This window comes from Cedecea sp. B1(4) (assembly GCF_059414925.1).
Genome location: NZ_JCAHMZ010000001.1, coordinates 163,197 through 188,762, shown reverse-complemented (window position 1 = coordinate 188,762; position 25,566 = coordinate 163,197). Strand labels below are relative to the sequence as shown.

The window sequence follows — 25,566 nt, the reverse complement described above, 5'->3', positions numbered from 1 at the left end:
TATGGTGAGGTGTCCGAGTGGCTGAAGGAGCACGCCTGGAAAGTGTGTATACGGCAACGTATCGAGGGTTCGAATCCCTCCCTCACCGCCATATTAGATAAGAGAGCCTGAACTCACGTTCAGGCTTTTTTATTGCCCGTAATCCCATGAGGGACGGATGAGAACCCTCGACAGGGTTCGCCAAAACGGCAGGACAGCCGTTTTGCATTGCCCCCGGCAACCCGCAGGGTGAGCGCCATGGACGGCGCGAGTGATATCCCTCCCTCACCGCCATATTTAAAGAAAAGCTCGCATGCAAATGCGGGCTTTTTTTCACATGTCGCATGAAGCGCACACCCTGCCACTGTCTGAACACAGAAGATGCAACATTCTATAATGTGAAAAAAATTAAGGAGAGTCTCAGGCAGACTTTTCACCAGGCCAGGCAACGAACCTCGCCGGAATACGATTTCAATTAATGGGGTAAAAGACTATGGGGTCACCGTTACCCGCAGCGGAAGAGTCACTGCTGCGGCACAGATCGTTCGTTGCTTTTTGGCTGGCACGAACCTGTTCATCGTTTGGTTTTCAGATGTTTTCCGTAGCCGTTAGCTGGCAAATCTATAGCATCACCCACAGCGCTATGGCGCTCGGGATGATAGGCCTAATGCAATTTTTACCTTCAGTGTTGCTTGCCTTACCCGCCGGGCATCTGGCAGATCAGTTCGATCGTCGCCGGATTGTACTGTTTGGTCAGCTCATTGAATGTCTGGCTTTACTTGGCCTGGTCATGCTGACGCTATTGTACTGGGCAGATAAGATTGAGATTTGGGGGCTGGTCTTTTTAATCTCACTGGCGAAGGCGCTGGAGTGGCCCTCTATTACTTCCATGCTGCCGGCCCTGGTGCCTCCCCCTGTTTTGGCCCGGGCAATGGCGGCCAGTTCCGTCGGCGGGCAGGCCGCGGTGATTATCGGCCCGACGCTGGGCGGCCTGCTTTATGTCGCAGGCCCGGAAGTCGTATATGGCGTTTCCGCCCTGTTCTATTTGTTCTCTATTGTGCTGGTGAGTCGACTCCGTTATGAACGGCCGCCGCAGGCCCGCCTGCCGATGAACATCACCAATTTATTTGCCGGCGTGCGCTTTATCCGCGAACGCAAAGATGTGCTGGGTGTGATTTCGCTCGATCTTTTTGCCGTGCTTCTTGGTGGCGCCACGGCGCTATTACCGATATTTGCACAGGATATTTTGCACACGGGTCCCTGGGGACTGGGCATGCTGCGCGGCGCGCCCTCGATCGGCGCACTGGTGGTTGGCATCTGGCTCAGCCGTCATAAGCTGGAAAAAAACGTCGGCATGATCATGTTCACTTCGGTGGCCGGTTTTGGCCTGGCGACGCTGGTATTCGCCCTTTCAACGCAGCTGTGGCTTTCCCTGCTTGCGCTGGCTGCCCTGGGTGGTTTTGATATGGTCAGTATGGTCATTCGCGGCGCCCTGGTGCAGCTGGATACGCCGGATGAGATGCGAGGCCGAGTCAATGCGGTAAATGCCATCTTTATCAACACCTCAAACCAGCTCGGCGAATTTGAATCCGGCCTGCTCGCCGCCTGGATGGGCGCAGTACCGGCTGCCGCGCTTGGTGGCATCGGCACACTGGTGGTGGTGGCGGTATGGATGACCCTTTTCCCACACCTGCGTCAACGACAAAAGCTTGAAAATGAAAGTATTTCCTGACGCATAAAACGTCAGGCGATAACACAAGTAAGGTTGAATCGCTCCCCCTGGTGGCGAGCAATTTCATAATTTGTTGTGCCGGCATCCAAATAAACGATCTGCCCTTCCTGTACTAATCCTGCTGCGTAACGACCAATTTTCTTCTTGGCTCTACTGTGCAGCAGAGCCTTATCCGAATAGGGAAGCTCATGGTGAATCACGGCATTCAGCTTTGCTCCCCCGAGAATGCCGACAAGTAATCCCATCTCTTCCAGAGTCTTGATATCCCGCCGGATGGTCATCTCAGAGACATCCATCAGCTTTGCCAGTTCTTTAATAGTGGCAGAACGTCGGGTAAAAATATGGCGATAGATAAACTCTTGTCGTTCTTCAGGCTGCATCGTTTTACTCTCTCAGGCCGGGCGCTCTACGGCCAATTCATGACTAACATTATTCGCCGCGAGCATTCACAAAAATAGGATCGCAATCACGCGTGGAGGGTTTATTTTTATTCCAGAAAAAATCACATCTTATTGATAGTAAACAACTTTATTAAATCATCGCGTTTGGGAAAATTAACAAAATCATGTGAATCGCAGGAAGAAAGCTGCCCGTAGCGTCGGACCGTCTGTTTCTCACGCTACGATATTACTTCACCTGATGTTGAAAGCGTTTCAACTGAGCCATTAGCCAAAAAGTACCCTTAAGGCGACAGGTTTAACCTAAAGCAAAGAAAAACGCTCAGACCTTAACCGAACGACGAAGATCGCTGAAAATAGGCTTGACCGGAGAGGCATGACTCCCTATAGTAGCGCCCCGTTGCCCACCTAAGGTGTGCAGCAAAACAATATGGTGAGGTGTCCGAGTGGCTGAAGGAGCACGCCTGGAAAGTGTGTATACGGCAACGTATCGAGGGTTCGAATCCCTCCCTCACCGCCATCTTCGATAAGAGAGCCTGAACTCACGTTCAGGCTTTTTTATTGCCCGTAATCCCATGAGGGACGGATGAGAACCCTCGACAGGTTCGCCAAAACGACAGGACAGCCGTTTTGCATTGCCTCCGGCAACCCGAAGGGCGAGCGCCATGGACGGCGCGAGTGATATCCCTCCCTGACCGCCATATTTAAAGAAGAGCTCGCATGCAAATGCGGGCTTTTTTTTCGCATGTCGCACCGCGAGGGACGGGTTCGAATACAACCTGCAGTTACTTTTTAGCAACTCTTTGCGCCAGGTAGTAGTTTATATAACCCCTGTATTCATCCTTTGTTTCTGCCGGGATCTCGCTCTCCGCAAAGAAGGTGAGCGCCAGACCTTCTGTAGGATCATTAATCATACGGCCTGACCAGCTTGTCACTTCGAACAGTGAAGTAATGACGTTAATCCTGTCTTTATTCTCGAGCCTAAACGTATAGTCCGAACCCGAAAAAGTGCCGAGTAAAGTCAGGTCGTGAACATCAAGATTCGTCTCTTCTTTCACTTCACGAATAGCCGTTTCTTCAAAACTTTCACCGGGCTCAAGCAAACCGCCGGGCAATCCCCAGCCGCCATCGCGCCTCAGCTGCAACAAAATGCGCTGCTGATCATCGGTGATGATGACATTCGCCCCGGCCACTAATAAAAGCCGGTGGCCTACCAGCGCCCTCATTTCTTCCACGTATCCCATCGCCTACCCTCCTGGCAAAACGGCGCGTTATTGTCAGCGTTTATACACGATTAAGATGAAACCGGCATGACTGACTCCGTCACTCTTTCTTACGCTGATATTTCTCCGGCAGCGGTGGAACCGGACGGCGATCGTCCATCAAATGAAGCACGGTCAGAATCGGATGGTGAAACAGCATTCGGGGACCACTCCAGCGCATCACCTGCTTCATTTCTTCACGTTTTGCGGGCTGATAGCAGTGGATGGGACATTGCTTGCAGGCGGGCTTTTCTTCGCCAAAAGCGCAGCGATCCAACCTTTTGGCAGCGTAGTCGTATAGCCGTGAGTAATGGTCTGGATCCGGGCTGGCAGCTGGGTTTTTGCGCTCGTACAGGGCGAGCATTTTAGCGATGGTTTGCTTTTCGCGTTGGATGCGTTTTCCGGACATAGCTGCACCTGGTTAACCGGTACAAACGTCCGGTCAATGATTGTCGATAAGATGCGGCAATAATACACCTTATCGACAGCAGGCCGAAGTACGAATAGGGGTTAGAGATCGCGGAACGTGCCCAGACGGTAGCCTCGTTCGGCAATCGCGTATTTCAACGCGGCGGAGGTAAGCACTTCCAGCTCCGCAAGGCGCGGGTAGCAGTAGTTGCTTTTCAGCAGCGTGTTATCCACAAATGACGGGTGGCACATCACTTCCAGCGAGGCTTCCTCTCGCTTAGCCGAAGCATCCACGCACTCCAGAAGCAGGCTTTCAGAAATCGAATCGCCGTAAAACTCGCTGCTAAACCCTTGCGTAGTCCGCACGCCAACCAGGGAAATGTTGTCCCGGGCTGCGGCATCACGATCGACGCGCAGCGGGATCCCTTTCGCGCTGGCAAACGCCGCAACGATGGGGAAAATTTCAGGGATCATATGCACGTGATGGTGGCTATCAAGATGGGTTGGTTCAATACCAAAAATCTCGATAAAGCGCTGATACTGGCTTTCCAGTTCGCGTTTGATCTCGTCCAGGTCCAACTGCCCCTGCTCGGCCATCTCCCAAATCCATTTACCCAGTACGCCCGTTTCGCGAGTCAGCCCCGGCATGTTGGTCAGCGGTTGTCCCAGCGTCAGCACGAAGTGCATGCCGACCCCCAACCCCGGATAGCGTGCGCACAGCCCGGCAGCATGTTTAATGGCTTCAGCGTTAACCATCGCGGTGGTTGACGTCACCACACCGTGGTGAAACGCTTCGATGATGCCGTAGTTTTGCGCCTTACTCAGGCCAAAGTCATCGGCGTTGATAATCAGTAAGCGGTCCATAGCATCCCTCTTAAGTGGCCCTCCCCGTCCGGGGAGGGCAAGGCATTAAGCCAGTTTTTCGATAGCTTTCGCAAAGTTTGGCAGATGGGCTTTATGGGCAAGCAGCATCTCTTTGGCAATCACTTCCGCATCCTTGTCAGAGTGGATAAGCGGGCTCAGGTTCAGCGCCAGCAACACATCGTTGAATTCACCGCTCAGTGCCGCCTGGCTCGCCGCCACTTCGAAGCCTTTGATGGTATGAATCAGGCCCATCACTTTCTCGTCGAAGTGAGTCACGCGCGGGTGTGGCCTTGCGCCGTCACGGCCAATGATACTGGTCGTCTCGATAGCCCAGTCCGCCGGGATATTGTCCACGTGGCCATGGTGCGGAATGTTCACGTAGTGCTCGGTCTGCTTATCATTGTAGATAGCGCTGATCACTTCGCATGCGGCGTCAGAGTAGTAAGCCCCGCCGCGCAGCTCCAGCTCTTTCGGTTTCACATCCAGGTTAGGATCTTTATACAGTTCGAACAGCTGTTTCTCGACCTTCTGCACCACGGAAGCGCGCGCGCCGCCTTTGTAGAACTCGCCCATTTCGATGGCCAGCATCTCTTTCTGCTTGAAGTAGTACAACAGGTAAGAGCACGGCAGCAGGTTCAGAGAACGGATCAGCCCTTCGCTAAATGGCATATCGAAGATGTTTTTCACCGAGTTAGCGCTCAGTTTTCCGCTGGCCACGCCGTCCAGCAGTTCGGCAAAGCGGGATTCGCCGTTCACCAGCACATCTTTGATGAACACCATGTGATTCAGGCCGAAGAGATCGATCCCCAGGTCATCTTCCGGGGTCAGCTTCAGCACGTCGGTAATAAACATCTTCATGCCAACAGGAATGTTACACACGCCGATGAATTTTTTGAAGTTGGTGTGGCGGAATACCGCCTCAGTCACCATCCCGGCCGGGTTAGTGAAGTTGATAACCCACGCATCCGGGCAGATTTCCTGCACGTCTTTGATGATGTCGAAAATCACTGGAATGGTGCGCAGCCCTTTGAACAGGCCACCCGCGCCGTTGGTTTCCTGGCCAAGATAACCGTGGCTCAGCGGAATACGCTCATCCAGCTCGCGCGCTTTCAGCTGGCCCACGCGCAGCTGGGTGGTCACGAAGTCCGCGTCTTTCAGCGCTTCACGACGGTCGAGGCTCTTGTGTACCGTCATCGGCACACCGGCGTGCTCAATCATGCGCTGGCAAAGATTGAAAATAATATCCTGCTTTTCTTTACCGGCTTCGACATCCACCAGCCAAAGTTCGGTAATCGGTAATTCATGATAGCGCTTAATAAAACCTTCAAGTAATTCTGGGGTATAGCTGCTGCCGCCACCGATAGTAACAACTTTTAATTTCTTAGTCATACAGGCTCCCGTACAGCGCCACGCGCCGTATTTAGAAAATTGAATAAGTTAATAAAAACGCAATATTGACCGTGGTAATTAATCAGCACCTTAATTAATGCTGTACAATTTCTTCCGATAACTATTTGGCGTAAAAGAGGTGACCTTTTTAAAGTTCTTAATAAACATGCTGGGGCTGCTGTAGCCGGACTCAAAGGCAATATCGGTCACCGACGAGTTAGTAATCTCCAGCTGCTTCTTGGCAAAATTAATGCGGATTTCGTTAATAATCTGCATCGGCGTTTTGCCATAATAGCGCTGAGTGGCGCGCGTTAAATATTCCTGCGACTTACCCGAAAGCGCGACCATGTTTAATAAGGCTTTGTCACCAAAACGCATTTTGTCGTGCATCCCTTCAACGGTGGATTTTAACCACAATGGAATATCATCCTGATTTTCCGACTCCCGATAATGGCGCAGCCGATTGACGACATAAAAACTCACCATTTCGAGGAACTCGTTAAATTCCCCTTCGCGGAAATTAAACGAGGCAATCACCGATTCCATAAACGCCAGGAATTCATCCTTAATCTGGTAAACCTGTGAGGCCACCAAATGGGACGGCAGCAGCGGCATATAATGCTGTTCAAAGAACTGCTGACTGATCCCCACGTTAAATAACCGGGTCGCACCAAACTCGTAGAAACTCTGATGATGGGAACCGACCGGAATAAAGACAAAATCGCCTCGCTCCATCAGTACGCGCTTACCGTTAATTTCCTGGTAGTAGCGCCCGGTTAACACGATAGTGAATTCGTAGTAGTCATGCTGGTGCAGCCCGCTCACGCTCTCTTCTTTGGTGTAGATAAACGCATGGAAACACTTGCCGTTAAACAGCTGGCTTTCACGAACAATGTTAATTTCCATATTGTCTATCTCTGGCTGCATATGCTGACCTGCTACTTGTCCATTTTCTCGTGCAATTCAATCAACTCGGTGACCAGCTCACGCGCCAGCATCGACGTCATCAGGTGGTCCTGCGCGTGTACCAGCACCAGGCTCACTTTGGTTTTACCTTCGCCCTGGTCGCCTTCAATCAGCTTAGTTTGCACCAGGTGCGCTTCGTTCAGCGCAGTGCGGGACTGGTCCATCATCTCTTTGGCCCCGGCGAAGTCACCCTGCTTGGCCTTTTTGAGCGCGCCGTAGGCTAGGCTGCGGGCCTGGCCTGAATTGATGATTAAGCCCATCACCACTTCTTCGAGATCGTCCACTTCTACTTCCGTTTCAACAACATTATCTAAATCAAACATACGAGTGCTCCCCGGATTCTGAAAACGGGGGAGGCATTCTCTCCCCCGGCTGAACTTAGAATTTCAGTGCGTTAGCGATATCTTCTTCGCTTTCTTCTTCTTCAATAACCGCCTGTGCCTTGTTGGACAGGATAACGAACGGCATGTATACCAGCGTTGCAACACCCAGGTTGAACAGCGCCACCAGCAGTGCAGCGACGCTGCCGTTACTGTTGAAGAAGGCGCCCAGGCCGGTAGGCATGGTCCACGGTGCCAGGTTGGTGACCGGCGGGATAATGCCCATGGAGTACGCAATCAGGGTGATCGCAGCCAGAATCGGCTGTACCGCCACGAACGGAATGAACATGACCGGGTTCATGATGATCGGCAGACCAAACAGAATCGGTTCGTTAATCTGGAAGATGCCTGACGGCAGCGCCAGCTTAGCCACCTGACGGTGATCGGCGCGGCGAGAGGCGATGAAGATAGCGATAATCAGACCCAGCGTCGCACCGGACCCCCCCAGCAGGATGTAGGAGTCGAGCATTGGTTTCGCCCAGAAGTGGAACTGTTTGCCCGCTTCGATAGCAGCTTCTACAGAACCGTACTGCTGGTATAGCGCGACGTTTTCCAGCGCCCATGGGGTCATGATGCCGTTATCCAGAGCTGTAAGCGCCAGAGAACCGTGAACACCGAAGAACCACAGCAGGGAGTTGAAAATCACGTATGCCCAGCCAACCACGCTACCCATTGACGCCAGCGGAGTCGAAATGGAGTCCATGATGATCTGGTGGAAGTTGCTGCCGTAGTGAGACAGCGCCCAGGAAATGATCCCGAAGATAGACAGAATCAGGAAGCCTGGAATTAACGCCGAGAACGAGCGGGATACTGAGGCCGGTACGCTGTCCGGCAGGGTAATTACCCAGTTCCGGCGCACAACAAAGGTAAACAGTTCCGCGACAACCAGACCGATAATCATACCGGAGATAATATTCTGGCCGCCTAACCAGTTAGCACCCACGGCATAGGCTTCGCCCACGCTGTATGGCGTCACGGTCATAAAGGCTGCGACGGATAATAAGCCCGCTGCCAAAGGATCGACCTTTCTTTCTTCAGCTAATGCCATGCCAATGAAAAAAGGCGCCATCAGCGACATTATGCCCAACGTACCGTTGTACACATTGCCGCCGATAGCTTTAAACCCATTCAGGGTTTCAATGGTCTCGGGGTCTAAACGGATGCCTAACGAGTAGAAGAATGACCCTGCGCCGAAGCTCAGGAATACGTTGTTGATCAGAACAAACATTGCCCCCGTTAGGGTTAATGGCATTAATTTAATAAAACCGTTTTTAATGGCATTAACGTGAGGCTGCTTTCCTATTTTTACAGCAAAAGGCAGGAGAACCTTCTCAAGTGAATCAATGACTTTACTCATATTATAAATATCCTTGAAAGCCGTAATTACTTACGGCTGTAGGTGTAAGTCGCTCTTTGACGGAAAATTAAACAAAACAAGAATAAAAAATTAACTCTCGGCCGCTGCTTTCTTAATTGCTGCCACAGCCGCTTTCAACACACCCAGCCCATCGACTTTACCGTACAGAGCAGAATCGATAACTTCTACAGGCTTGGTGGGCAACAATTTCTTGATATCTGCCTGCATGTAGGCAATTTGTGGCCCGAGCAATACCAGGTCCGCATGTTTCCCTTTCTCGCTGGCCAAAGACTCAGAGAAAGCTTCAATTTCTACCGGCACTTCATACTTTTCGGCCTGCGCTCGCATTTTGGTCACTAGCAGCGAGGTTGACATCCCAGCGGAGCAGAACAGGTAAATTTTTTTCTTTTGCATAAGTTGTTCCTCAAGTCTCAATACGCTGTAACGGACTTCCGTGGCGTATTGTTGCTGTTCCAAAGCGGGTTTGTGGAGAGAGACTATTGTCTCTGCTTGAGGAAAGTATACGGCATGCATTCTGAAGAGAGATAATTCTCATCCCTCATAAATTGTCTCTCCTTGACCTGGCGTTATGACCCCCTTCACAGTTTGGCCAAATAATTCGCGCAAATAAAAAAGCCCAAACCGAAGTTTGGGCTTTTGTCTAAATCGTTGAAGACCGTTAGTCGTAGGCGTTCAGCGTGCGCTGGCAGAGGGCCGAACGCACACAATCCTGCTTACCAAAGCGAACAACGCCAACCATGTCATCTTCTTCAAAACGGTTCAGCGCATCGCTTAAACCGGACGGTACGCCCGCAGGTAAATCGCACTGCGTGATATCGCCATTGACGATAACCGTCACGTTTTCCCCGAGGCGGGTGAGGAACATCTTCATTTGCGCTGCTGTGACATTCTGCGCCTCATCCAGAATAACCACGGCATTTTCAAAAGTGCGTCCGCGCATATAGGCGAACGGCGCAATCTCAACCTTACCAATTTCAGGCCGCAGGCAATACTGCATAAAAGACGACCCTAAACGTCGCACCAGGATGTCATACACCGGGCGGAAATACGGGGCGAACTTTTCTGAGATATCACCGGGGAGGAAGCCGAGATCTTCATCGGCCTGCAGCACCGGACGGGTAACAATAATCCTGTCAACATCCTTATGTATCAGGGCCTCAGCGGCTTTTGCCGCGCTGATGAACGTCTTGCCACAGCCGGCTTCGCCGGTAGCAAATATCAGCTGCTTTTTCTCGATGGCATTAAGATAGTGCGCCTGAGCTTCATTCCGCGCTTCGATAGGTGAATGGTCGCGGCTGTCGCGCGCCATGCCTATAGATTCTACGCCGCTCATCTGCACAAGCGTGGTGACCGATTCCTCTTCACGCTGCCGGTGGCTACGCGAATCCCGTCTCAGCACACGTTTTGCTTCGCGACGAGCTTTGATCACAGCTTTCTGTCTTCCCATGGATGGCACCTTACAGTTGGTTTCATTTCCCGCGCCGTCTGGACAGGCGCGATTATGGCCACTAACGGATGAGGTTTGGCTTCCTTGTAAGCCATTAACTGCCGGTTGAGAGGGCGCGTTAAGCGAACGCGAAACGTTGCCTGACGCACCGTTAGGACGCTGATTTGACTCTGAATGGGGAAATTTAGCGGTGAAGATAGCGAAGCCGGAGGAGAGGCCTCCGCGCTGGGTAGTGCGGGTAAAGTGTTTAAGTAACCGTCCAGTACAGGACCCAACCATTCGCGATCTCCGTAGTGATTAAACGTCACAGCAGGGAACTACCGCTCATGCTTTAAGTACAACAAACATCACCCAAAATGCAACATAAATTTCACTTTTAAGTAACGTTTAATCGTAATCCGCTGCTGTGTAACGTTTTCGCACATCAATATTACAGAAATATATCAGCGGGATAGTCATAGGGAATTGTAATGAATAATAGGGGTAGTGAATTGTTAGCAAATGAAAATCTACATAAACCACTCTCGAAAAGAACGGCTAAGGTTTCCCTCCGTCACAATGTCGCTTCTGGATTTACCCTCAACCTAACCCTCTCCCTAAAAGGGAGAGGGAATAAATAATGCTCCCGTCAGCTGTTTTCTCTCTCGCCCCCTTAGGGAGAGGGCCGGGGTGAGGGGAAGATTCGTTCCCGGCTTTCATCACCGGTACGGCAATAATTACGCCTCAATCATCCCCTGCCCCAGATAATGCTGTTTATCCGGCACGCCCGGCAGCGCGAAGAAATACCCGCCGCCGATCGGCTTGATGTACTCTTCCAGCGCCTCGCCGTTCAGCCTGCCCTGCACCGTCAGGAAGCCTTTTTCAAGGTCATGCTGGTAGCAGACGAACAGCAGCCCCATGTCGAGCTGGCCGGATTTGGTGGCGCCCAGCGAATAGCTGTAGCCCCGCCGCATCATCAACCCCGACTGCGTCTCTTGGGTCCTCGGGTTGGCCAGGCGAATATGGGCATCCAGCGCAATCACATCGCCGTCAGGATCGGCAGTATAGTCCGGCACATCGTGCTCATTCTTCATACCCAGCGGCGCACCGCTGTGTTTCTCTCGCCCGAAGATAGTCTGCTGCTCTTTCAGCGGCGTACGGTCCCAGGACTCAACGTGGAACTGAATAATGCGCACGGCCTGATAGCTACCGCCGGTAGCCCAGGCTGGCTCCTGCTGTTGTTTCGTTACCCACACCACGTCGTCCATCAGTGGCTTATCATGGCTGTCCGGGTTGGCCGTGCCGTCTTTGAAGCCTAACAGGTTGATGGGCGTCTCTTTCCCTCGGCTGCGCGCGGCATGGTTGGAGATGAACCCTTCCCGCTTCCAGCGCACGCTGAGGAGATCTGGCGTGTGCTTGATAATATCGCGTAACGCGTGGATCACCGTGTCGTTGGTGTTGGCACAAATCTGCAGCAGCAAATCGCCGTGACACAGGCTGGCATCCAGCGAATCATTCGGGAAACTGGTCATTGGCTGTAGCTTTTTCGGCATCTGCTTTTGCAGGCCAAAACGCTCGTCAAACAGCGAACTGCCGGCGGAAACCGTGATCGTCAGGTTATCCGGGTAAATTTCCGCCCCAAGAATGCCGGAGTCCATCGGCGGTAGCCGTGGATTTGGCGTTGCCTGTGCCGGGCCGCCGCTGGTCAGAAAGTCAAAGCGGGCGGTCAGCAGGCGGAAAAGACGTTCGAGGTCGGCTTTGTCGCTGGCCAGCACGTCAAACGCCACGAGCATCATGGCGGCCTGCTGGGGTGTCAGAATCCCGGCCTGGTGTTCGCCATACAGCGGTTGGCTTTCAAGGCGACCATCCGGCGGCAGCGTGCCCGGCGAAGAGGCCGGATTCGCCGCATGGGCCGCCATCGGGCACCCGCCGCCCACGGCAAAAGCGCCCCCGAGGGCGCCCAGTGTTTTCAGCAGTTGGCGGCGCGCCGGTTGGTGCGCGCCGGTGTTGTCCTTATCACTCATGATGCTTTAGTCCAGGCCCATCACGCCGCGTAGCTGAGACAAGTCTTCCGCAAGCGTAGTGATTGGTCCTTTCAGCGCTTTACGATCGTTATCCGTCAGCTTGTCGTAGGTTTCAAACCCGTCTTTGGTGCGGTACTTCGCCAGAATGGCGTCAACTTTCTTGAAGTTGGCATCCACTTTTGCCAGCAGCGCCGGATTCTCTTTAGTCAGTTGAGGACGCAGCAGGTTAACGATTTTCTGCGCGCCGTCGACGTTCGCCTGGAAGTCCCACAGGTCAGTGTGGCTGTAGCGGTCTTCTTCTCCGCTGATTTTGGTCGCAGCGACTTCTTCAATCAGGCCAGCTGCACCGCCAACGACTTTGCTCGGCGGGAAGGCCAGCTCGGAAACACGAGTCTGCAGATCCAGCACGTCGGCGTTCAGCTTGTCGGCAAACTGCGCGGCGTCTTTGGTGGTGTTGTCGCCAAACAGGATCTTCTCCAGACGGTGGAAACCGGTGAATTTCGGGTCATCCGCTTTTTTCTCGAAGTCGTCTTCACGGGCATCAATGCTGCTGTCGAGGTCTGAGAACAGCTCGGCAATCGGCTCAATACGCTCGTAATGCTGACGAGTTGGCGCATACAGGGCTTTGGCTTTCTCTAAATCGCCGGCTTTCACCGCGTCGGTAAAGGCTTTGGTGCCTTTCACCAGTTCCGCAACTTCAGCGGTCACATAGGCTTTGTATTCGGTGATTGGGCCGGTCAGCGCCAGCAGATCGGATTTAGGTGCTTCCTGTTTGCCTGTCGCTTTCACCACCAGCTTGCCTTTCGGGTTGGTCAGCAGACCGCAGGTCATGTCGTATTCACCCGGCTGCAGGTTGGCGGTCAGCTTCTGGGAGAAGCCCGGCGCGATGTTTTCACGCTCTTCCACCACCATCACCCCTTTCAGGATCTCCCACTCCAGCGCTTTCTGGCTGTTATTCTGGATAATGAACTGGGTTTTCCCGGCGTTCACGGTCACATTCATCGGCTCACATTGTTTATCCGTGACGGTGACTTTTACCTGGGGAATATCCGCCGCCTGCGCGGCAAACGTGGAAGAGACAAGCGCGAGCAGCGCAACGTGCAGTGCCTTCAGACGAAAATGTTTGGTCATGACCTATCCCTATTAAGCAATGAGTAGTTATCACTGAACGGCGAGTCGCCCCGCCGGAAATCAATTAACGAGCCGTATTGGTCGCCTGGTTGTTCACGCGCGGCGGCATAAAGAACAGCACCAGCGCCGGAATCAGATAGATGAAGTACATCGCCACTTCGCTCACGGTTGGGGTTTCCTGATAGCCAAAAATCCCCTCCAGCAAGGTGCCGGTCAGCGAATGGGTGGAGAGCGTGTTGCTCATATCAAACGCGATATCCTGGAAGTGGTTCCACAGCCCGGCTTCGTGGAATGCGCGCACGGCACCGGCTGCAAGGCCTGCGGCCACCAGCAGAATAAACAGACTGGTCCATTTAAAGAACGCGCCCAAATTGAGACGAATCCCGCCCCAGTAAATAAGGAAGCCTAAAACGACGGCGGTGGCCAGGCCCAGCATCGCCCCCAGCGGTGGCCAAATGCCCACGTCCTGTTGGAAAGCCGCCAGCAGGAAGAACACCGACTCCAGACCTTCGCGCGCGACGGCGAAAAAGACCATCATGATCAGCGCCCAGCCGTGGTTGCCTTTGCTGTGCAGCGCGTTATCCACCGCCTGCTCCAGCTGCACCTTGACGTTGCGGGACACTTTACGCATCCAGAACACCATCCAGGTCAGAATAAACACGGCAATAACCGCCACGATCCCCTCAAACAGCTCCTGCTCTTTTTGCGGGAACTCGCCGGTGGTTTCATTGATGAAGATACCGAGGCCCAGGCAAAGTGCAGCGGCGGCAAAAACGCCAATCCACATCACGGCTATCCACTGGCCGCGCTGGGTACGCTTCAGATAGCTGGCAATCAGGCTAACGATGAGCGCTGCCTCCAGCCCTTCGCGTAACATGATGAGAAACGGAACAAACATGCCTGACACCTCAGATGTGAATACAAGTCAATTGACGTAAAGAAAAGTAAACCATAACGATTGTGATTATCATTAGCGCTGAAAAGAAAAACAAGAGACGGGGATTACATATTTATGACCAGATGTAAAAAGGGCCGGATTAACCGGCCCTTCAGACTGATGACAAGCCTCTGACGAAAGAAGAAATATCAGATGACTCATTAAAAAACAGGAAAATCAATTCATTGATTTTCGGCTGATAACCACAAAGAGGGAAAAACCACGCTTTTTTCCTCTTTGTCAGCAACCTATAAAGGGCCGGATTAACCGGCCCTTCAGACTGATAACAACCCTCTGACGAGAGAAGAAATATCAGATGACTCATTAAAAAAAACAGGAAAATCAATTCATTGATTTTCGGCTGATAACCACAAAGAGGGAAAAACCACGCTTTTTTCCTCTTTGTCAGCAACCTATAAAGGGCCGGATTAACCGGCCCCTGTAAAATGTCGCTGTTACTCAGGCTGCAGTTTGCTCGGCGGCGCGGTGTGATAAACCGCATCGGCTTCGGCGAAACGCTTCTGCATGGACGTTGAAGGTGCTTTACCCAGCAGGCTCACCGCCACAATCGCCAGGCTGGCGAAAGCGAAGCCTGGGATAATTTCGTACAGCCCCAGCCAGCCAAACTGCTTCCAGACTAGCACGGTTGCCGCCCCGACAATCATCCCTACCAGCGCCCCGTTGCGGGTCATGCGTGACCACATCACCGAGAACAGCACCACCGGGCCAAACGCCGCGCCAAAACCGGCCCAGGCGTAGCTGACCAGGCCCAGTACGCGGTTTTCCGGGTTAGCGGCCAGGGCAATCGCCACCAGCGCGACGACCAGCACCATCATGCGCCCTACCCACACCAGCTCTTTCTGGCTCGCGCCTTTACGCAGGAACGCTTTGTACAGATCTTCGGTAATCGCGCTGGAACACACCAGCAGTTGGCAGCTCAGCGTGGACATCACCGCCGCCAGAATCGCGGAGAGCAACACCCCGGCAATCCACGGGTTGAACAGGATTTGCGCCAGCTCGATAAACACCCGTTCACCGTTTTGCGTCACCGCCCCGGCCTGCTCTGGGTTGTTGTTAAAGTAGGCAATCCCGAAGAAGCCCACCGCGCAGGCACCCGCCAGGCAGAGGATCATCCAGGTCATACTGATGCGCCGTGCGTTCACGATGGTGTGGTGTGAATCCGCCGCCATAAAGCGCGCCAGAATATGCGGCTGGCCAAAGTAGCCCAGGCCCCAGCCCATCAGCGAAACGATAGCGACAAAGTTCAGCCCTTTCAGCATATCGACGTTTTCGATGCTCTTTTGCTTAATCACCATCAGGGAATCATCGAGGCCGCCAACGGCAATGATCACCATCACCGGTGTCAGAATCAGCGCAAAGATCATCAGGCTGGCCTGCACGGTATCCGTCCAGCTCACCGCCAGGAACCCGCCCACAAAGGTATAGAGGATGGTAGCGGCCGCCCCGGCCCACAGCGCCGTTTCGTAGCTCATGCCAAAGGTGCTTTCAAACAGGCGCGCCCCGGCCACGATGCCGGAAGCACAATAAATGGTGAAGAACAGCAGGATCACCAGCGCAGAGATAATCCGCAGCAGGCGACTGGAGTCTTCAAAACGCCCGGTAAAGTAATCCGGCAACGTCAGCGCATTGTTGTTCAATTCCGTGTGAACGCGCAGGCGCCCCGCCACTAATTTCCAGTTGATCCACGCCCCTAAGGTCAGGCCGATGGCGATCCAGCTTTCTGAAATACCAGAGATAAAGATTGCGCCCGGCAACCCCATTAACAGCCAGCCGCTCATATCCGAGGCGCCCGCCGACAGCGCGGTCACCACGCTCCCGAGGCTACGGCCGCCAAGAATATAGTCGTCAAAGCTGCGGGTTGAACGCCAGGCGATAAAGCCGATGAGAATCATGCCAAAGATATAAACGAGGAAGGTCACCAGCATCGGTGTGCTAATTGTCATTCAGACTTCTCCATAGCTATTACGCCTGCTCTCTCTGACCAGGCTGCTTCGCGCCGGAACGAGGCGCTGTGTTGTTATCGTGATGTAATGGGGAATGCATCCTGCCGGAACCCTTTATTTTTCACAAACGATTTAACACGGCATTTACATCGTTTGCATCTGCCTTAGGTAAGCATTTTTCACCAGGTTGCACTTACTCACACTTTTAGCGGTTGCACCGTTAAAAAGTGTTAACTTCATCAATAAATCTAGCGTTCCGCTTCCCGCTCCGTCAGACGAATTTCTTATCTTACTAGTAACAATTCCTCTTTTTTGTGGGCCCTTTATCGGCTTCGATTTAACAAGGTTGCACAAAGTTGCAACTTCATAGATATTGCTGGCTAACAAAGCACAACCCCGAATCATCATTAACCTGGAGACTGTCGTATGGGCACCACCACGATGGGCGTAAAACTGGATGAAGCGACGCGCGACCGCATTAAAGAGGCCGCCTCGCGCATTGACCGCACCCCACACTGGCTGATTAAGCAGGCGATTTTTAATTATCTCGAGCGCCTGGAAAGCAGCGATGAGCTGCCTGAGCTGCCAGCCCTGCTGGCCGGGGCGGCCAATGAGAGCGAAGAATCGCCGGTGCAGCCTGAAGAAGTGGCGCAGCCGTTCCTCGACTTTGCCGAGCAAATCCTGCCGCAGTCCGTCAGCCGGGCCGCGATTACCGCCGCGTGGCGTCGTCCGGAAACCGACGCAGTCCCGATGATCCTTGAGCAGGCTCGTCTGGCTCCAGCTATCGCCGAACAGACACAAAAGCTGGCTTACCAGCTGGCCGACAAGCTGCGCAACCAGAAAACGGCATCCGGCCGCGCGGGCATGGTTCAGAGCCTGCTGCAGGAGTTCTCCCTGTCTTCCCAGGAAGGCGTGGCGCTGATGTGCCTCGCGGAAGCGCTGCTGCGTATCCCGGACAAAGCCACCCGAGACGCGCTGATCCGTGACAAAATCAGCAACGGTAACTGGCACTCGCACATTGGCCGCAGCCCGTCGCTGTTCGTGAACGCGGCGACCTGGGGTCTGCTGTTTACTGGCCGTCTGGTGTCCACCCACAACGAAGCCAGCCTTTCCCGCTCCCTGAACCGCATCATCAGCAAAAGCGGTGAGCCGCTGGTGCGTAAAGGCGTGGACATGGCGATGCGCCTGATGGGCGAGCAGTTCGTGACCGGGGAAACCATCGCCGAAGCGCTGGCTAACGCCCGCAAGCTGGAAGAGAAAGGTTTCCGCTACTCCTACGACATGCTGGGCGAAGCTGCGCTGACCGCCGCCGACGCGCAGGCCTATATGGTTTCCTACCAGCAGGCGATTCACGCCATCGGTAAAGCGTCCAACGGACGCGGGATTTATGAAGGCCCGGGTATCTCCATCAAGCTTTCCGCTCTGCACCCTCGCTACAGCCGCGCGCAGTATGACCGCGTGATGGAAGAGCTTTACCCGCGCCTGAAGTCCCTGACGCTGCTGGCTCGCCAGTATGACGTTGGCATTAACATTGACGCCGAAGAGGCGGATCGCCTGGAGATCTCCCTCGATCTGCTGGAAAAACTCTGCTTTGAACCTGAACTGGCGGGCTGGAACGGCATCGGCTTTGTTATTCAGGCCTACCAAAAGCGCTGCCCGTTTGTGATTGATTACCTGGTTGATCTGGCCACCCGCAGCCGTCGCCGCCTGATGATTCGCCTGGTCAAAGGCGCCTACTGGGACAGCGAAATTAAACGCGCCCAGGTCGACGGTCTGGAAGGATACCCGGTCTATACCCGTAAGGTGTACACCGACATCTCCTACCTCGCCTGCGCCAAAAAACTGCTGGCCGTGCCGAACCTGATCTACCCACAGTTTGCGACCCATAACGCCCACACGCTGGCTGCTATCTATAATCTGGCCGGGCAGAACTACTACCCAGGCCAGTACGAGTTCCAATGCCTGCACGGTATGGGTGAGCCGCTGTATGAGCAGGTGGTGGGGAAAGTCGCAGATGGCAAACTGAACCGCCCTTGCCGCATTTACGCCCCGGTGGGTACGCACGAAACGCTGCTGGCTTACCTGGTGCGTCGCCTGCTGGAAAACGGCGCCAACACCTCTTTCGTCAACCGCATTGCCGACGCCACCCTGCCGTTGGACGAGCTGGTTGCGGACCCGGTGAGCGCGGTGGAAGCCATGGCCGCCAAAGAAGGCCAGCCAGGGTTGCCGCATCCTAAAATCGCCCTGCCGAAAGCGCTTTACGGGGCGGAACGCGCCAACTCCAGCGGCCTTGATTTAGCCAATGAACACCGCCTGGCGTCGCTTTCTTCCGCCCTGCTGAACAGCGCCGCACAGAAATGGCAGGCCTCGCCTGTGCTGGAGCAGCCAGTTATTGAAGGCGAATTAACGCCGGTGAAAAACCCGGCCGAGCCAACCGACATTGTGGGCTACACCCGTGAAGCCACGAGCGAAGAGGTTTCCCTCGCCCTTGAGAATGCCGTCAACCACGCGCCAATCTGGTTTGCCACCCCGCCGCAGGAGCGTGCCGCTATTCTCGAACGCGCCGCCGTGATGATGGAAAGCCGCATGCAGCAGTTGATCGGCATCCTCGTGCGTGAAGCGGGTAAAACCTTCAGCAACGCCATCGCCGAAGTGCGTGAGGCCGTAGACTTCCTGCACTATTACGCAGGCCAGGTGCGTGACGACTTCGATAATGAAACACATCGTCCTCTTGGCCCGGTGGTCTGTATCAGTCCGTGGAACTTCCCGCTGGCTATCTTTACCGGCCAGATTGCTGCCGCGCTTGCCGCCGGGAACAGCGTGCTGGCCAAGCCTGCGGAACAAACTCCACTGATCGCCGCCCAGGGCGTTGCGATCCTGCTTGAAGCAGGCGTACCTGCTGGCGTACTCCAGTTGTTGCCCGGCCGTGGTGAAACCGTCGGGGCACAGCTCACAGGCGACTCCCGCGTACGTGGTGTGATGTTCACCGGCTCAACTGAAGTCGCCTCTCTGCTGCAGCGCAATATCGCCGACCGCCTCGATCCTCAGGGCCGCCCAACGCCGCTGATTGCGGAAACCGGCGGCCTTAACGCGATGATCGTGGACTCTTCCGCGCTAACCGAACAGGTTGTGGTGGACGTAGTTTCCTCCGCCTTCGACAGCGCCGGGCAGCGCTGCTCCGCCCTGCGCGTACTCTGCCTGCAGGAAGACGTGGCTGACCACACGCTGCAAATGCTTCGTGGTGCCATGGCGGAATGCCGCATGGGTAACCCAGGCCGCCTGACCACCGACATTGGGCCAGTGATTGACGCCGAAGCGCAGCAGAATATTGAGAAGCACATCCAGGCGATGCGCGCCAAAGGCCGCACCGTGTTCCAGACCGTGCGTGAAAACAGCGTGGACGCGCGCGAATGGCAGTCCGGCACCTTTGTAGCGCCAACCCTTATCGAGCTGGAAAGCTTCGACGAGATGAAGAAAGAAGTGTTCGGTCCGGTGCTGCACGTGGTGCGCTACAACCGCAACAATCTTGAATCGCTGATTAAGCAGATCAATGCCGCTGGCTATGGTCTGACGCTCGGCGTGCATACCCGAATCGACGAGACGATTGCCCAGGTCACCGGCTCCGCCCACGTCGGCAACATGTACGTTAACCGCAACATGGTCGGGGCCGTGGTTGGCGTTCAGCCGTTCGGCGGCGAAGGCCTGTCCGGTACCGGCCCTAAAGCCGGTGGTCCGCTGTACCTGTACCGCCTGCTGGCGAGCCGCCCTGAAAATGCGCTGCAAACCACTTTCAACCGCCACGATGCGGAAACCCCGGTGGATGCCTCCCTGAAGAGCGATCTGCAGGTTGCCCATCAGGCACTGAGCGAGTGGGCGACCAACCGCGAAGAGCTGAAAGCCGTTTGCCAGCAGTTTGGCGAGCTGGCACAAAGCGGAACGCTGCGCGTGTTGCCAGGCCCAACCGGGGAGCGCAATACCTACGCCCTGCTGCCGCGTGAACGCATTCTTTGCGTCGCCGACGATGAGCGTGATGCGTTAGTGCAGTTGGCGGCGGTCACCAGCGTGGGCAGCCGCGTGCTGTGGGCGGATGACAGCCTGCATCGCGACCTGGCGAAGCAGTTGCCTAAAGCCGTACAGCAGCAGGTTGATTTTGCCAAGCCGGAAGATCTGCTGAAGCAGCCGTTTGAGGCGGTGATTTACCACGGCGACTCCGACCAGCTGCGCAAACTTTGCGAAGCCGTCGCGGCTCGCACCGGGGCGATTGTTTCCGTTCAGGGCTTCGCGCACGGGGAAAGTAACATTCTGCTTGAGCGTCTCTACGTAGAGCGTTCTCTGAGCGTGAACACCGCTGCTGCTGGTGGCAACGCCAGCCTGATGACAATCGGTTAACAGTCTGTCAGGATACAAAGGCTCTCGTCATGAGAGCCTTTTTTTTGATGAGGACACCAGAATGAAACGCGTGTGTTTACTTGTTGGCGGGCTGCTGCTGAGCGGGGCCGCCCTGGCCGATGGCTGTGATTCCGCCGCCACCCAGGCCGATATGAACCAGTGCTATGCCGCAGAGTATAAAAAGCAGGACGAGCGGCTGAATAAAACCTATAAAGAAGTGATGTCCCGGGCAACCGACAAGCAAAAAGATCTGCTTAAAAAGGCGCAGAACGCGTGGATTGCCTTCCGCGATGCGGACTGTGATTTTATGAGTTCTGGCGCGGAACAAGGTTCGGTCTACCCGATGGTACGTGCCAACTGCCTGGCGGATAAAACGCTGGAACGTACCGAGCTGCTGAAAGGCACGCTGGAGTGCGAAGAGGGCGACGTGAGCTGCGTCCTGCCCCCTAAGTAAGCGTGATTAGCGCACCCGAATCCCCTCAATAATCATCCGCTGCACGTTTTCCACCGTGCGGCGGAAAAAGTCTTCATCCTGCAGCGTATTGCCGGTAACGGCCTCAACCTGACTGGCAAAATCCGCGTAGTGCTGGGTCGTGGCCCAAAGCATAAAAATAAGGTGATGCGGGTCAACGGCAGCAAGTTTACCGCTGGCTACCCAACCTGCAATGATCGCCGATTTGTCATCCACCAGGGCTTTCAGGTCGCCCGTCAGCTCGCCTTTCAGCAAAGGCGCCCCCTGCAGCATCTCCAGGCAAAACAGCTTAGACGCCTGCGGATAATCCCTTGAAACTTCAAGCTTGAGACGAATGTATTCCCCAATCGCCACCAGCGGCTGCAAATCTTCCCGAAAGGCGCGCAGCGGTGCCAGCCAGATATCCAGGATCTGCTTCAGCACCGCGATGTAGAGCGCTTCTTTGGAAGGGTAGTAATAAAGCAGGTTAGTTTTTGACACTTCGGCCCGCTCGGCTACCTGCTCAAGGCTGGTGCCGTGGATGCCGTATTGCGAAAAAAACGCCAGCGCAGCGTCAAGAATGGCCTGTTTTTTGGCGGCGACGGCTTTCGAGCGGCGTCCAGGGGTTTTGATATCAGTGGCAGCGGCCATGCGAGCTCTCCATTTTTTCGCTGGCCTGAAGTATAGCTCAGACGCCCTCGCCTTCGGTATCTTCCTGCCAGTCGCGCTCCGCGTTTGCCGCTTTCTTGCGCTTGAGCTTCAGCTCGCTCACCAGCACCCCGAGCACGATCAACGCCCCGCCAACCAGCGCAAGCACCGGGAGGCGCTCACCCGCCATGCGGCCAAAGATCCCCGCCCACACCGGCTCACCGGTATAAATTACCGTGGCGCGGGTCGGCGACACGCTGCGCTGCGCCCAGTTCATCGTCACCTGAATGATGGCGCTGAAAATTCCAAGCCCCAGAGCAATCACCACCAGACCAAGGCTGAAATGCGGCACGCTTTCCCCGGCTGGGACCATCGCCGCGAACGACATCAGCGAAGCGGTTGCCAGCTGCACCACGGTCACACGTTTGATATCCACTTTCCCCGCCCAGGCGCTGATCAAGATTATCTCTGCGGCAATCGCCACGGCACCGATAAGCGTAATGATTTCCCCGGCCCCCAGCGAAAGGCTGGTGCCTTCCGGCCCGGCAAGAAAAATCAGGCCAACAAAGGCCAGCACGACGCCAATCCAGGACATCAGCCCCGGCATGCGGCCAAGGCAAATCCACTGCAGGAGCGGCACAACTGGCACGTACATCGCGGTAATAAAGGCGGATTTACTGCTGGGAATCGTCTGGAGTCCCCAGGTCTGCATGCTGTAGCCGATGGCAATCGCCACGCCGATCATCCCCCCCGCTTTGATTTCAAGCCAGGTTAACCCGCGCAGCGATTTCAGCGACAGCAGCCCGACGGCAATGGCGGCGGTGGCGAAGCGCAGACCAACAAAGAAAAATGGGTCGCTCATCGTCATGGCGTACTGCACGGCCAGGAATGTGCCGCCCCAGAACATGGTGATGAGGATAAGCAGCGCTTCCTGCGGCTTAACGGAGAATTTATAACGGCTTAATGGCGCAGACATGAGGGAGACCGGAAAAATCAGGGTGAAAGTCGATGTGCTATAGTGCTTCCAGTCACATTTTGTTGCAATGGGAAAATAAAAAACCGCCGGCTAACCGGCGGTTGGGGTAATTTCGGCGCAAGCGTTAATCCACCGTACGCTTCACAAAGTCACGGCTATTTATTTTTGCTGCCGTGGCTGTTTTTACCCCCTTTTTGACCAGCTTCTGAGGCGCGCTGCGGATCGTTTTTAAAGTTACCGCCGCTGTGCTGGCCACCTTTACGACCTGCTTCTGATGCTCTTTCACGGTCTTCAGCGAAATTACCTGAACCACCACGATGGTTTGCCATTTCTAACCTCCGGATTTAGGACATCATATTGCATTCAATAAAAGAGAACGCTTTTGCCACGCGGCCAGGCAGGCTTGCCGCCAACGTTACCGCGTGGGTCTAAGCTTAGTGCACCGGCGCGGTCGGGCTTCTGTTCAGACATATCCAGAAACATGCCGGTGAGCTTATTTTTTTATCCTTCCAATGCGACGCGATAAGCCCCTCTTCTACATGGTCAAAAAACAGCCAGTAAAATGTTAACTAATGCTACAGGGTCAAAATTTCATCTGCGCTTGTGATGTATCAAGGAAAGGCCATTCAGGTTTGCACTCTGCGCCACAGGTCATATCTTTAAAGGAGTGCAGTAAAACTGCAGTTCAACTGAGGAGTGAAGCAAGATGGCTAAAGTACTGGTGCTTTATTATTCAATGTATGGACACATCGAAACTATGGCTAAAGCCGTGGCGGAAGGTGCACAGAAAGTCGATGGGGCGGAAGTGACGATAAAGCGCGTGCCCGAAACCATGTCCCCGGAAGTCTTTGCTAAAGCCGGGGGCAAAACCCACACCGCGCCGGTCGCCACGCCGCAGGAGCTGGCCGACTACGATGCTATCATCTTCGGTACCCCTACCCGCTTCGGCAATATGGCCGGCCAGATGCGCACCTTCCTCGATCAAACGGGCGGCCTTTGGGCTTCCGGCGCGCTTTACGGCAAACTGGGCAGCGTATTCAGCTCTACCGGCACCGGCGGCGGCCAGGAGCAGACCATCACCTCAACCTGGACCACGCTCGCCCACCACGGGATGGTGATTGTGCCTATCGGCTATGCAGCACAGGAGCTGTTTGATGTTTCTCAGGTTCGCGGCGGCACGCCTTACGGCGCAACAACCATTGCCGGCGGCGACGGCTCACGCCAGCCAAGTCAGGAAGAACTGGCGATCGCCCGCTATCAGGGAGAGCACGTCGCAGGCCTGGCGGTTAAACTGAAAGGTTAACGGAGGAGTGATGACCACATCTCAGGCAAAAGCCCACCACGTTGGCGAGTGGGCGAGTCTTCGCAACACCTCACCAGAAATTGCAGAAGCCATTTTTGAGCTGGCGAAGTATGACGAAAAGCTGGCCGAAAAAATTTGGGAAGAAGGGAGCGATGAAGTCCTGGCGCTCGCCTTTGCTAAAACCGATAAGGACTCGCTCTTCTGGGGCGAACAGACCATCGAGCGCAAAAACGTTTAATCCTTCTGCTGCCCCCTTTCGGGGGCAGCCTCTTCTTACTTCACGGCTTCATTCAGCACTTCGCTAAACTTATCCCATGAGCAGTAGCCGTTGGTGTCCGTCGGGCAGCCTTCCAGCTCCAGCGTCACACGTTTTGGCGGGTGCTTCAGGGTTAACACATCGCCATTGCGCAGCTGTTCGGCGCTCTGGTAAACGTATTCCACTTTCAGCAGGTCGCGGTTGTTGGTCTTATCATGCCAGCGCTGGAACAGAATATTGCCGCCAATCGGGGTACGCTCATACTGCCCCGGCAGCTGATAAGGTTTGAACTGCAACGCGGTCAGCAGCGACGCGATGTTCGAATCATGCCCCACCATCAGCGTCACTTTCGGCCCTGAAGCGGCTTCTTTGGACGTTAACGCGTTCTGAATGTATTTCACCAGCGGAGCCGCGACGTTGCGGGCCACTTCCGGGGAAGTAAACAGCGTGTCCTGATAGCTATTTTTGAGCTGGGAAAGCACGCGCCACTGTTCCGCCGTTTTGATTTTTCCCCACGCGACCTGGTCCATCGGGAAACCTTCGTAATATTGCAGCGTGAACGCATCGACCAGGGCATTGCCCACCTTCAGGGAACCGTTAACGCCCGGCTCCTGAGTCGCATTGGCGCTAAAGACGTCTTTTGGCCCGTTCAGCTCACATTGCTGCTTATCTTTGCAGGTTGGCGAGTTTTTATAGCCGACGATGTGCTCCAGCAGTTTATAGCTGTCGGCCAGCTTGTATTCAGTGCGCTGTTTTTCCATCGCCTGAACGGCTTTGGCTTTAAACTCCGGCGAGTCGTTGGTGATCACCGGGTTGAACACCGGGTCCATGGTGCCCATTTTTTCCTGGTGATGCACCGGCACATCGCAGCCAGGGAAAGCCCCGGTAATGAAGAATTGCGCGGTAGCGACGGTGCGCTGGAGACTATTGGCATAGGCATAAACGCTTTCCGGCGCCGGGCATTCGCCGCTGGTTACCAGATTCTGGCTCGCCAGCCATTCACGCATGTAATGCCCCATATAGACTTCCAGCACCCCGCCTTTGGTGGTGAGCTGCCCGCCCGGCACATCCCACTCCGGCCATGCCTGCGCGGTAGACTGCTCAAGCACGCTGCCGTTGTTGGCCAGCGGCGCACGCAGGTTATGACGGCTCATCAGCAAAACCTGCTGAAGCTGGTAGCCCTCCGGCACGGCGTCCGCTTTCGCCAGGCCTGGGGCAAGACAGGCGGCGGCCAGCAATGAGGCAACAATTTTCTTCTTCATTACTTATTCCTCAGGGAGTGATTAATAAAATGTGAAGAATATA

At 54.7% G+C, this 25,566-nt stretch carries 23 protein-coding genes and 2 tRNA genes; 7 read left to right on the top strand and 18 right to left on the bottom strand.

The window, feature by feature from the left end:
• Positions 1 to 3: 3 nt before the first annotated feature.
• A tRNA-Ser gene (locus ACR6JA_RS00855) sits at positions 4 to 91 on the top strand.
• A 381-nt stretch (positions 92 to 472) separates the two neighbouring features.
• On the top strand, positions 473 to 1,711 hold the full coding sequence (locus ACR6JA_RS00850; protein ID WP_213715884.1) for an MFS transporter: 1,239 nt from the start codon (positions 473 to 475) through the stop codon (positions 1,709 to 1,711).
• Positions 1,712 to 1,722: 11 nt separating this feature from the next.
• Here ACR6JA_RS00850 and ACR6JA_RS00845 read toward each other — a convergent pair whose 3' ends face one another.
• The gene (locus tag ACR6JA_RS00845) at positions 1,723 to 2,091 is read right to left on the bottom strand and encodes a DeoR/GlpR family DNA-binding transcription regulator (RefSeq protein ID WP_494493330.1); all 369 of its coding nucleotides are present in this window, start codon (positions 2,089 to 2,091) and stop codon (positions 1,723 to 1,725) included.
• 450 nt (positions 2,092 to 2,541) lie between these two features.
• Here ACR6JA_RS00845 and ACR6JA_RS00840 point away from each other — a divergent pair.
• Positions 2,542 to 2,629: transfer RNA gene (locus tag ACR6JA_RS00840), tRNA-Ser, on the top strand.
• A gap of 265 nt (positions 2,630 to 2,894) precedes the next feature.
• Here the strand turns inward: ACR6JA_RS00840 and ACR6JA_RS00835 are convergent.
• The 13 genes from ACR6JA_RS00835 to putP all read right to left on the bottom strand — a co-directional run bounded on the left by ACR6JA_RS00835 (position 2,895) and on the right by putP (position 16,238).
• Complete coding sequence (locus ACR6JA_RS00835) at positions 2,895 to 3,353, bottom strand: NUDIX hydrolase (RefSeq protein ID WP_213715886.1); 459 nt, start codon at positions 3,351 to 3,353, stop codon at positions 2,895 to 2,897.
• A 79-nt stretch (positions 3,354 to 3,432) separates the two neighbouring features.
• Positions 3,433 to 3,780: a nitrous oxide-stimulated promoter family protein gene (locus ACR6JA_RS00830; RefSeq protein WP_494493329.1), complete on the bottom strand. Its 348-nt coding sequence runs from the start codon at positions 3,778 to 3,780 to the stop codon at positions 3,433 to 3,435.
• A gap of 101 nt (positions 3,781 to 3,881) precedes the next feature.
• Positions 3,882 to 4,643 carry a chitin disaccharide deacetylase gene (gene chbG / locus ACR6JA_RS00825; protein ID WP_213715888.1) on the bottom strand — a complete coding sequence of 254 codons (762 nt, stop codon included), beginning with the start codon at positions 4,641 to 4,643 and terminating at the stop codon, positions 3,882 to 3,884.
• A gap of 45 nt (positions 4,644 to 4,688) precedes the next feature.
• Positions 4,689 to 6,032, bottom strand: coding sequence for a 6-phospho-beta-glucosidase (locus ACR6JA_RS00820; protein ID WP_039291727.1), 1,344 nt, complete (start codon positions 6,030 to 6,032; stop codon positions 4,689 to 4,691).
• Positions 6,033 to 6,122: 90 nt separating this feature from the next.
• Positions 6,123 to 6,959 carry a transcriptional regulator ChbR gene (chbR, locus tag ACR6JA_RS00815; RefSeq protein WP_034808027.1) on the bottom strand — a complete coding sequence of 279 codons (837 nt, stop codon included), beginning with the start codon at positions 6,957 to 6,959 and terminating at the stop codon, positions 6,123 to 6,125.
• Between the two features lie 11 nt (positions 6,960 to 6,970).
• Entirely contained in the window at positions 6,971 to 7,321 is a 351-nt protein-coding gene (gene chbA, locus ACR6JA_RS00810) for a PTS N,N'-diacetylchitobiose transporter subunit IIA (RefSeq protein ID WP_008455638.1), read from the bottom strand.
• Positions 7,322 to 7,376: 55 nt separating this feature from the next.
• Complete coding sequence (chbC, locus tag ACR6JA_RS00805; protein ID WP_008455639.1) at positions 7,377 to 8,735, bottom strand: PTS N,N'-diacetylchitobiose transporter subunit IIC; 1,359 nt, start codon at positions 8,733 to 8,735, stop codon at positions 7,377 to 7,379.
• A gap of 90 nt (positions 8,736 to 8,825) precedes the next feature.
• Positions 8,826 to 9,149, bottom strand: a complete 324-nt coding sequence (locus tag ACR6JA_RS00800; RefSeq protein WP_008455640.1) for a PTS sugar transporter subunit IIB — start codon at positions 9,147 to 9,149, stop codon at positions 8,826 to 8,828.
• Positions 9,150 to 9,414: 265 nt separating this feature from the next.
• Positions 9,415 to 10,203, bottom strand: coding sequence for a phosphate starvation-inducible protein PhoH (phoH, locus tag ACR6JA_RS00795; protein ID WP_008455641.1), 789 nt, complete (start codon positions 10,201 to 10,203; stop codon positions 9,415 to 9,417).
• A gap of 716 nt (positions 10,204 to 10,919) precedes the next feature.
• The gene (gene efeB, locus ACR6JA_RS00790; RefSeq protein ID WP_494493328.1) at positions 10,920 to 12,206 is read right to left on the bottom strand and encodes an iron uptake transporter deferrochelatase/peroxidase subunit; all 1,287 of its coding nucleotides are present in this window, start codon (positions 12,204 to 12,206) and stop codon (positions 10,920 to 10,922) included.
• A gap of 6 nt (positions 12,207 to 12,212) precedes the next feature.
• Entirely contained in the window at positions 12,213 to 13,337 is a 1,125-nt protein-coding gene (gene efeO, locus ACR6JA_RS00785) for an iron uptake system protein EfeO (protein WP_166875266.1), read from the bottom strand.
• Positions 13,338 to 13,401: 64 nt separating this feature from the next.
• Positions 13,402 to 14,235, bottom strand: coding sequence for an iron uptake transporter permease EfeU (efeU, locus tag ACR6JA_RS00780; RefSeq protein WP_213715890.1), 834 nt, complete (start codon positions 14,233 to 14,235; stop codon positions 13,402 to 13,404).
• 494 nt (positions 14,236 to 14,729) lie between these two features.
• Positions 14,730 to 16,238: a sodium/proline symporter PutP gene (gene putP / locus ACR6JA_RS00775; RefSeq protein ID WP_166875269.1), complete on the bottom strand. Its 1,509-nt coding sequence runs from the start codon at positions 16,236 to 16,238 to the stop codon at positions 14,730 to 14,732.
• A 426-nt stretch (positions 16,239 to 16,664) separates the two neighbouring features.
• Between putP and putA the strand changes: the two genes are divergently transcribed.
• Both putA and ACR6JA_RS00765 read left to right on the top strand, forming a co-directional pair.
• On the top strand, positions 16,665 to 20,627 hold the full coding sequence (putA, locus tag ACR6JA_RS00770) for a trifunctional transcriptional regulator/proline dehydrogenase/L-glutamate gamma-semialdehyde dehydrogenase (protein ID WP_494493327.1): 3,963 nt from the start codon (positions 16,665 to 16,667) through the stop codon (positions 20,625 to 20,627).
• A 61-nt stretch (positions 20,628 to 20,688) separates the two neighbouring features.
• A complete protein-coding gene (locus ACR6JA_RS00765) occupies positions 20,689 to 21,081 on the top strand; it encodes a lysozyme inhibitor LprI family protein (protein ID WP_494493326.1) in 393 nt (130 codons plus the stop codon).
• Positions 21,082 to 21,087: 6 nt separating this feature from the next.
• Here ACR6JA_RS00765 and rutR read toward each other — a convergent pair whose 3' ends face one another.
• From rutR to ACR6JA_RS00750, 3 genes are all read right to left on the bottom strand, one after another.
• The gene (gene rutR / locus ACR6JA_RS00760; protein WP_213715894.1) at positions 21,088 to 21,729 is read right to left on the bottom strand and encodes an HTH-type transcriptional regulator RutR; all 642 of its coding nucleotides are present in this window, start codon (positions 21,727 to 21,729) and stop codon (positions 21,088 to 21,090) included.
• A gap of 37 nt (positions 21,730 to 21,766) precedes the next feature.
• A complete protein-coding gene (locus tag ACR6JA_RS00755; RefSeq protein ID WP_213715895.1) occupies positions 21,767 to 22,702 on the bottom strand; it encodes a DMT family transporter in 936 nt (311 codons plus the stop codon).
• A gap of 155 nt (positions 22,703 to 22,857) precedes the next feature.
• The gene (locus ACR6JA_RS00750; protein ID WP_008455651.1) at positions 22,858 to 23,031 is read right to left on the bottom strand and encodes a con-10 family general stress protein; all 174 of its coding nucleotides are present in this window, start codon (positions 23,029 to 23,031) and stop codon (positions 22,858 to 22,860) included.
• A gap of 377 nt (positions 23,032 to 23,408) precedes the next feature.
• On the opposite strand from ACR6JA_RS00750, the gene wrbA reads away from it, so the two are divergent.
• Complete coding sequence (gene wrbA, locus ACR6JA_RS00745; RefSeq protein WP_166993692.1) at positions 23,409 to 24,005, top strand: NAD(P)H:quinone oxidoreductase; 597 nt, start codon at positions 23,409 to 23,411, stop codon at positions 24,003 to 24,005.
• A 10-nt stretch (positions 24,006 to 24,015) separates the two neighbouring features.
• Positions 24,016 to 24,243, top strand: a complete 228-nt coding sequence (locus tag ACR6JA_RS00740; RefSeq protein ID WP_213715896.1) for a YccJ family protein — start codon at positions 24,016 to 24,018, stop codon at positions 24,241 to 24,243.
• Between the two features lie 35 nt (positions 24,244 to 24,278).
• Here ACR6JA_RS00740 and agp read toward each other — a convergent pair whose 3' ends face one another.
• The gene (agp, locus tag ACR6JA_RS00735) at positions 24,279 to 25,523 is read right to left on the bottom strand and encodes a bifunctional glucose-1-phosphatase/inositol phosphatase (RefSeq protein WP_494493325.1); all 1,245 of its coding nucleotides are present in this window, start codon (positions 25,521 to 25,523) and stop codon (positions 24,279 to 24,281) included.
• Between the last annotated feature and the right edge of the window lie 43 nt (positions 25,524 to 25,566).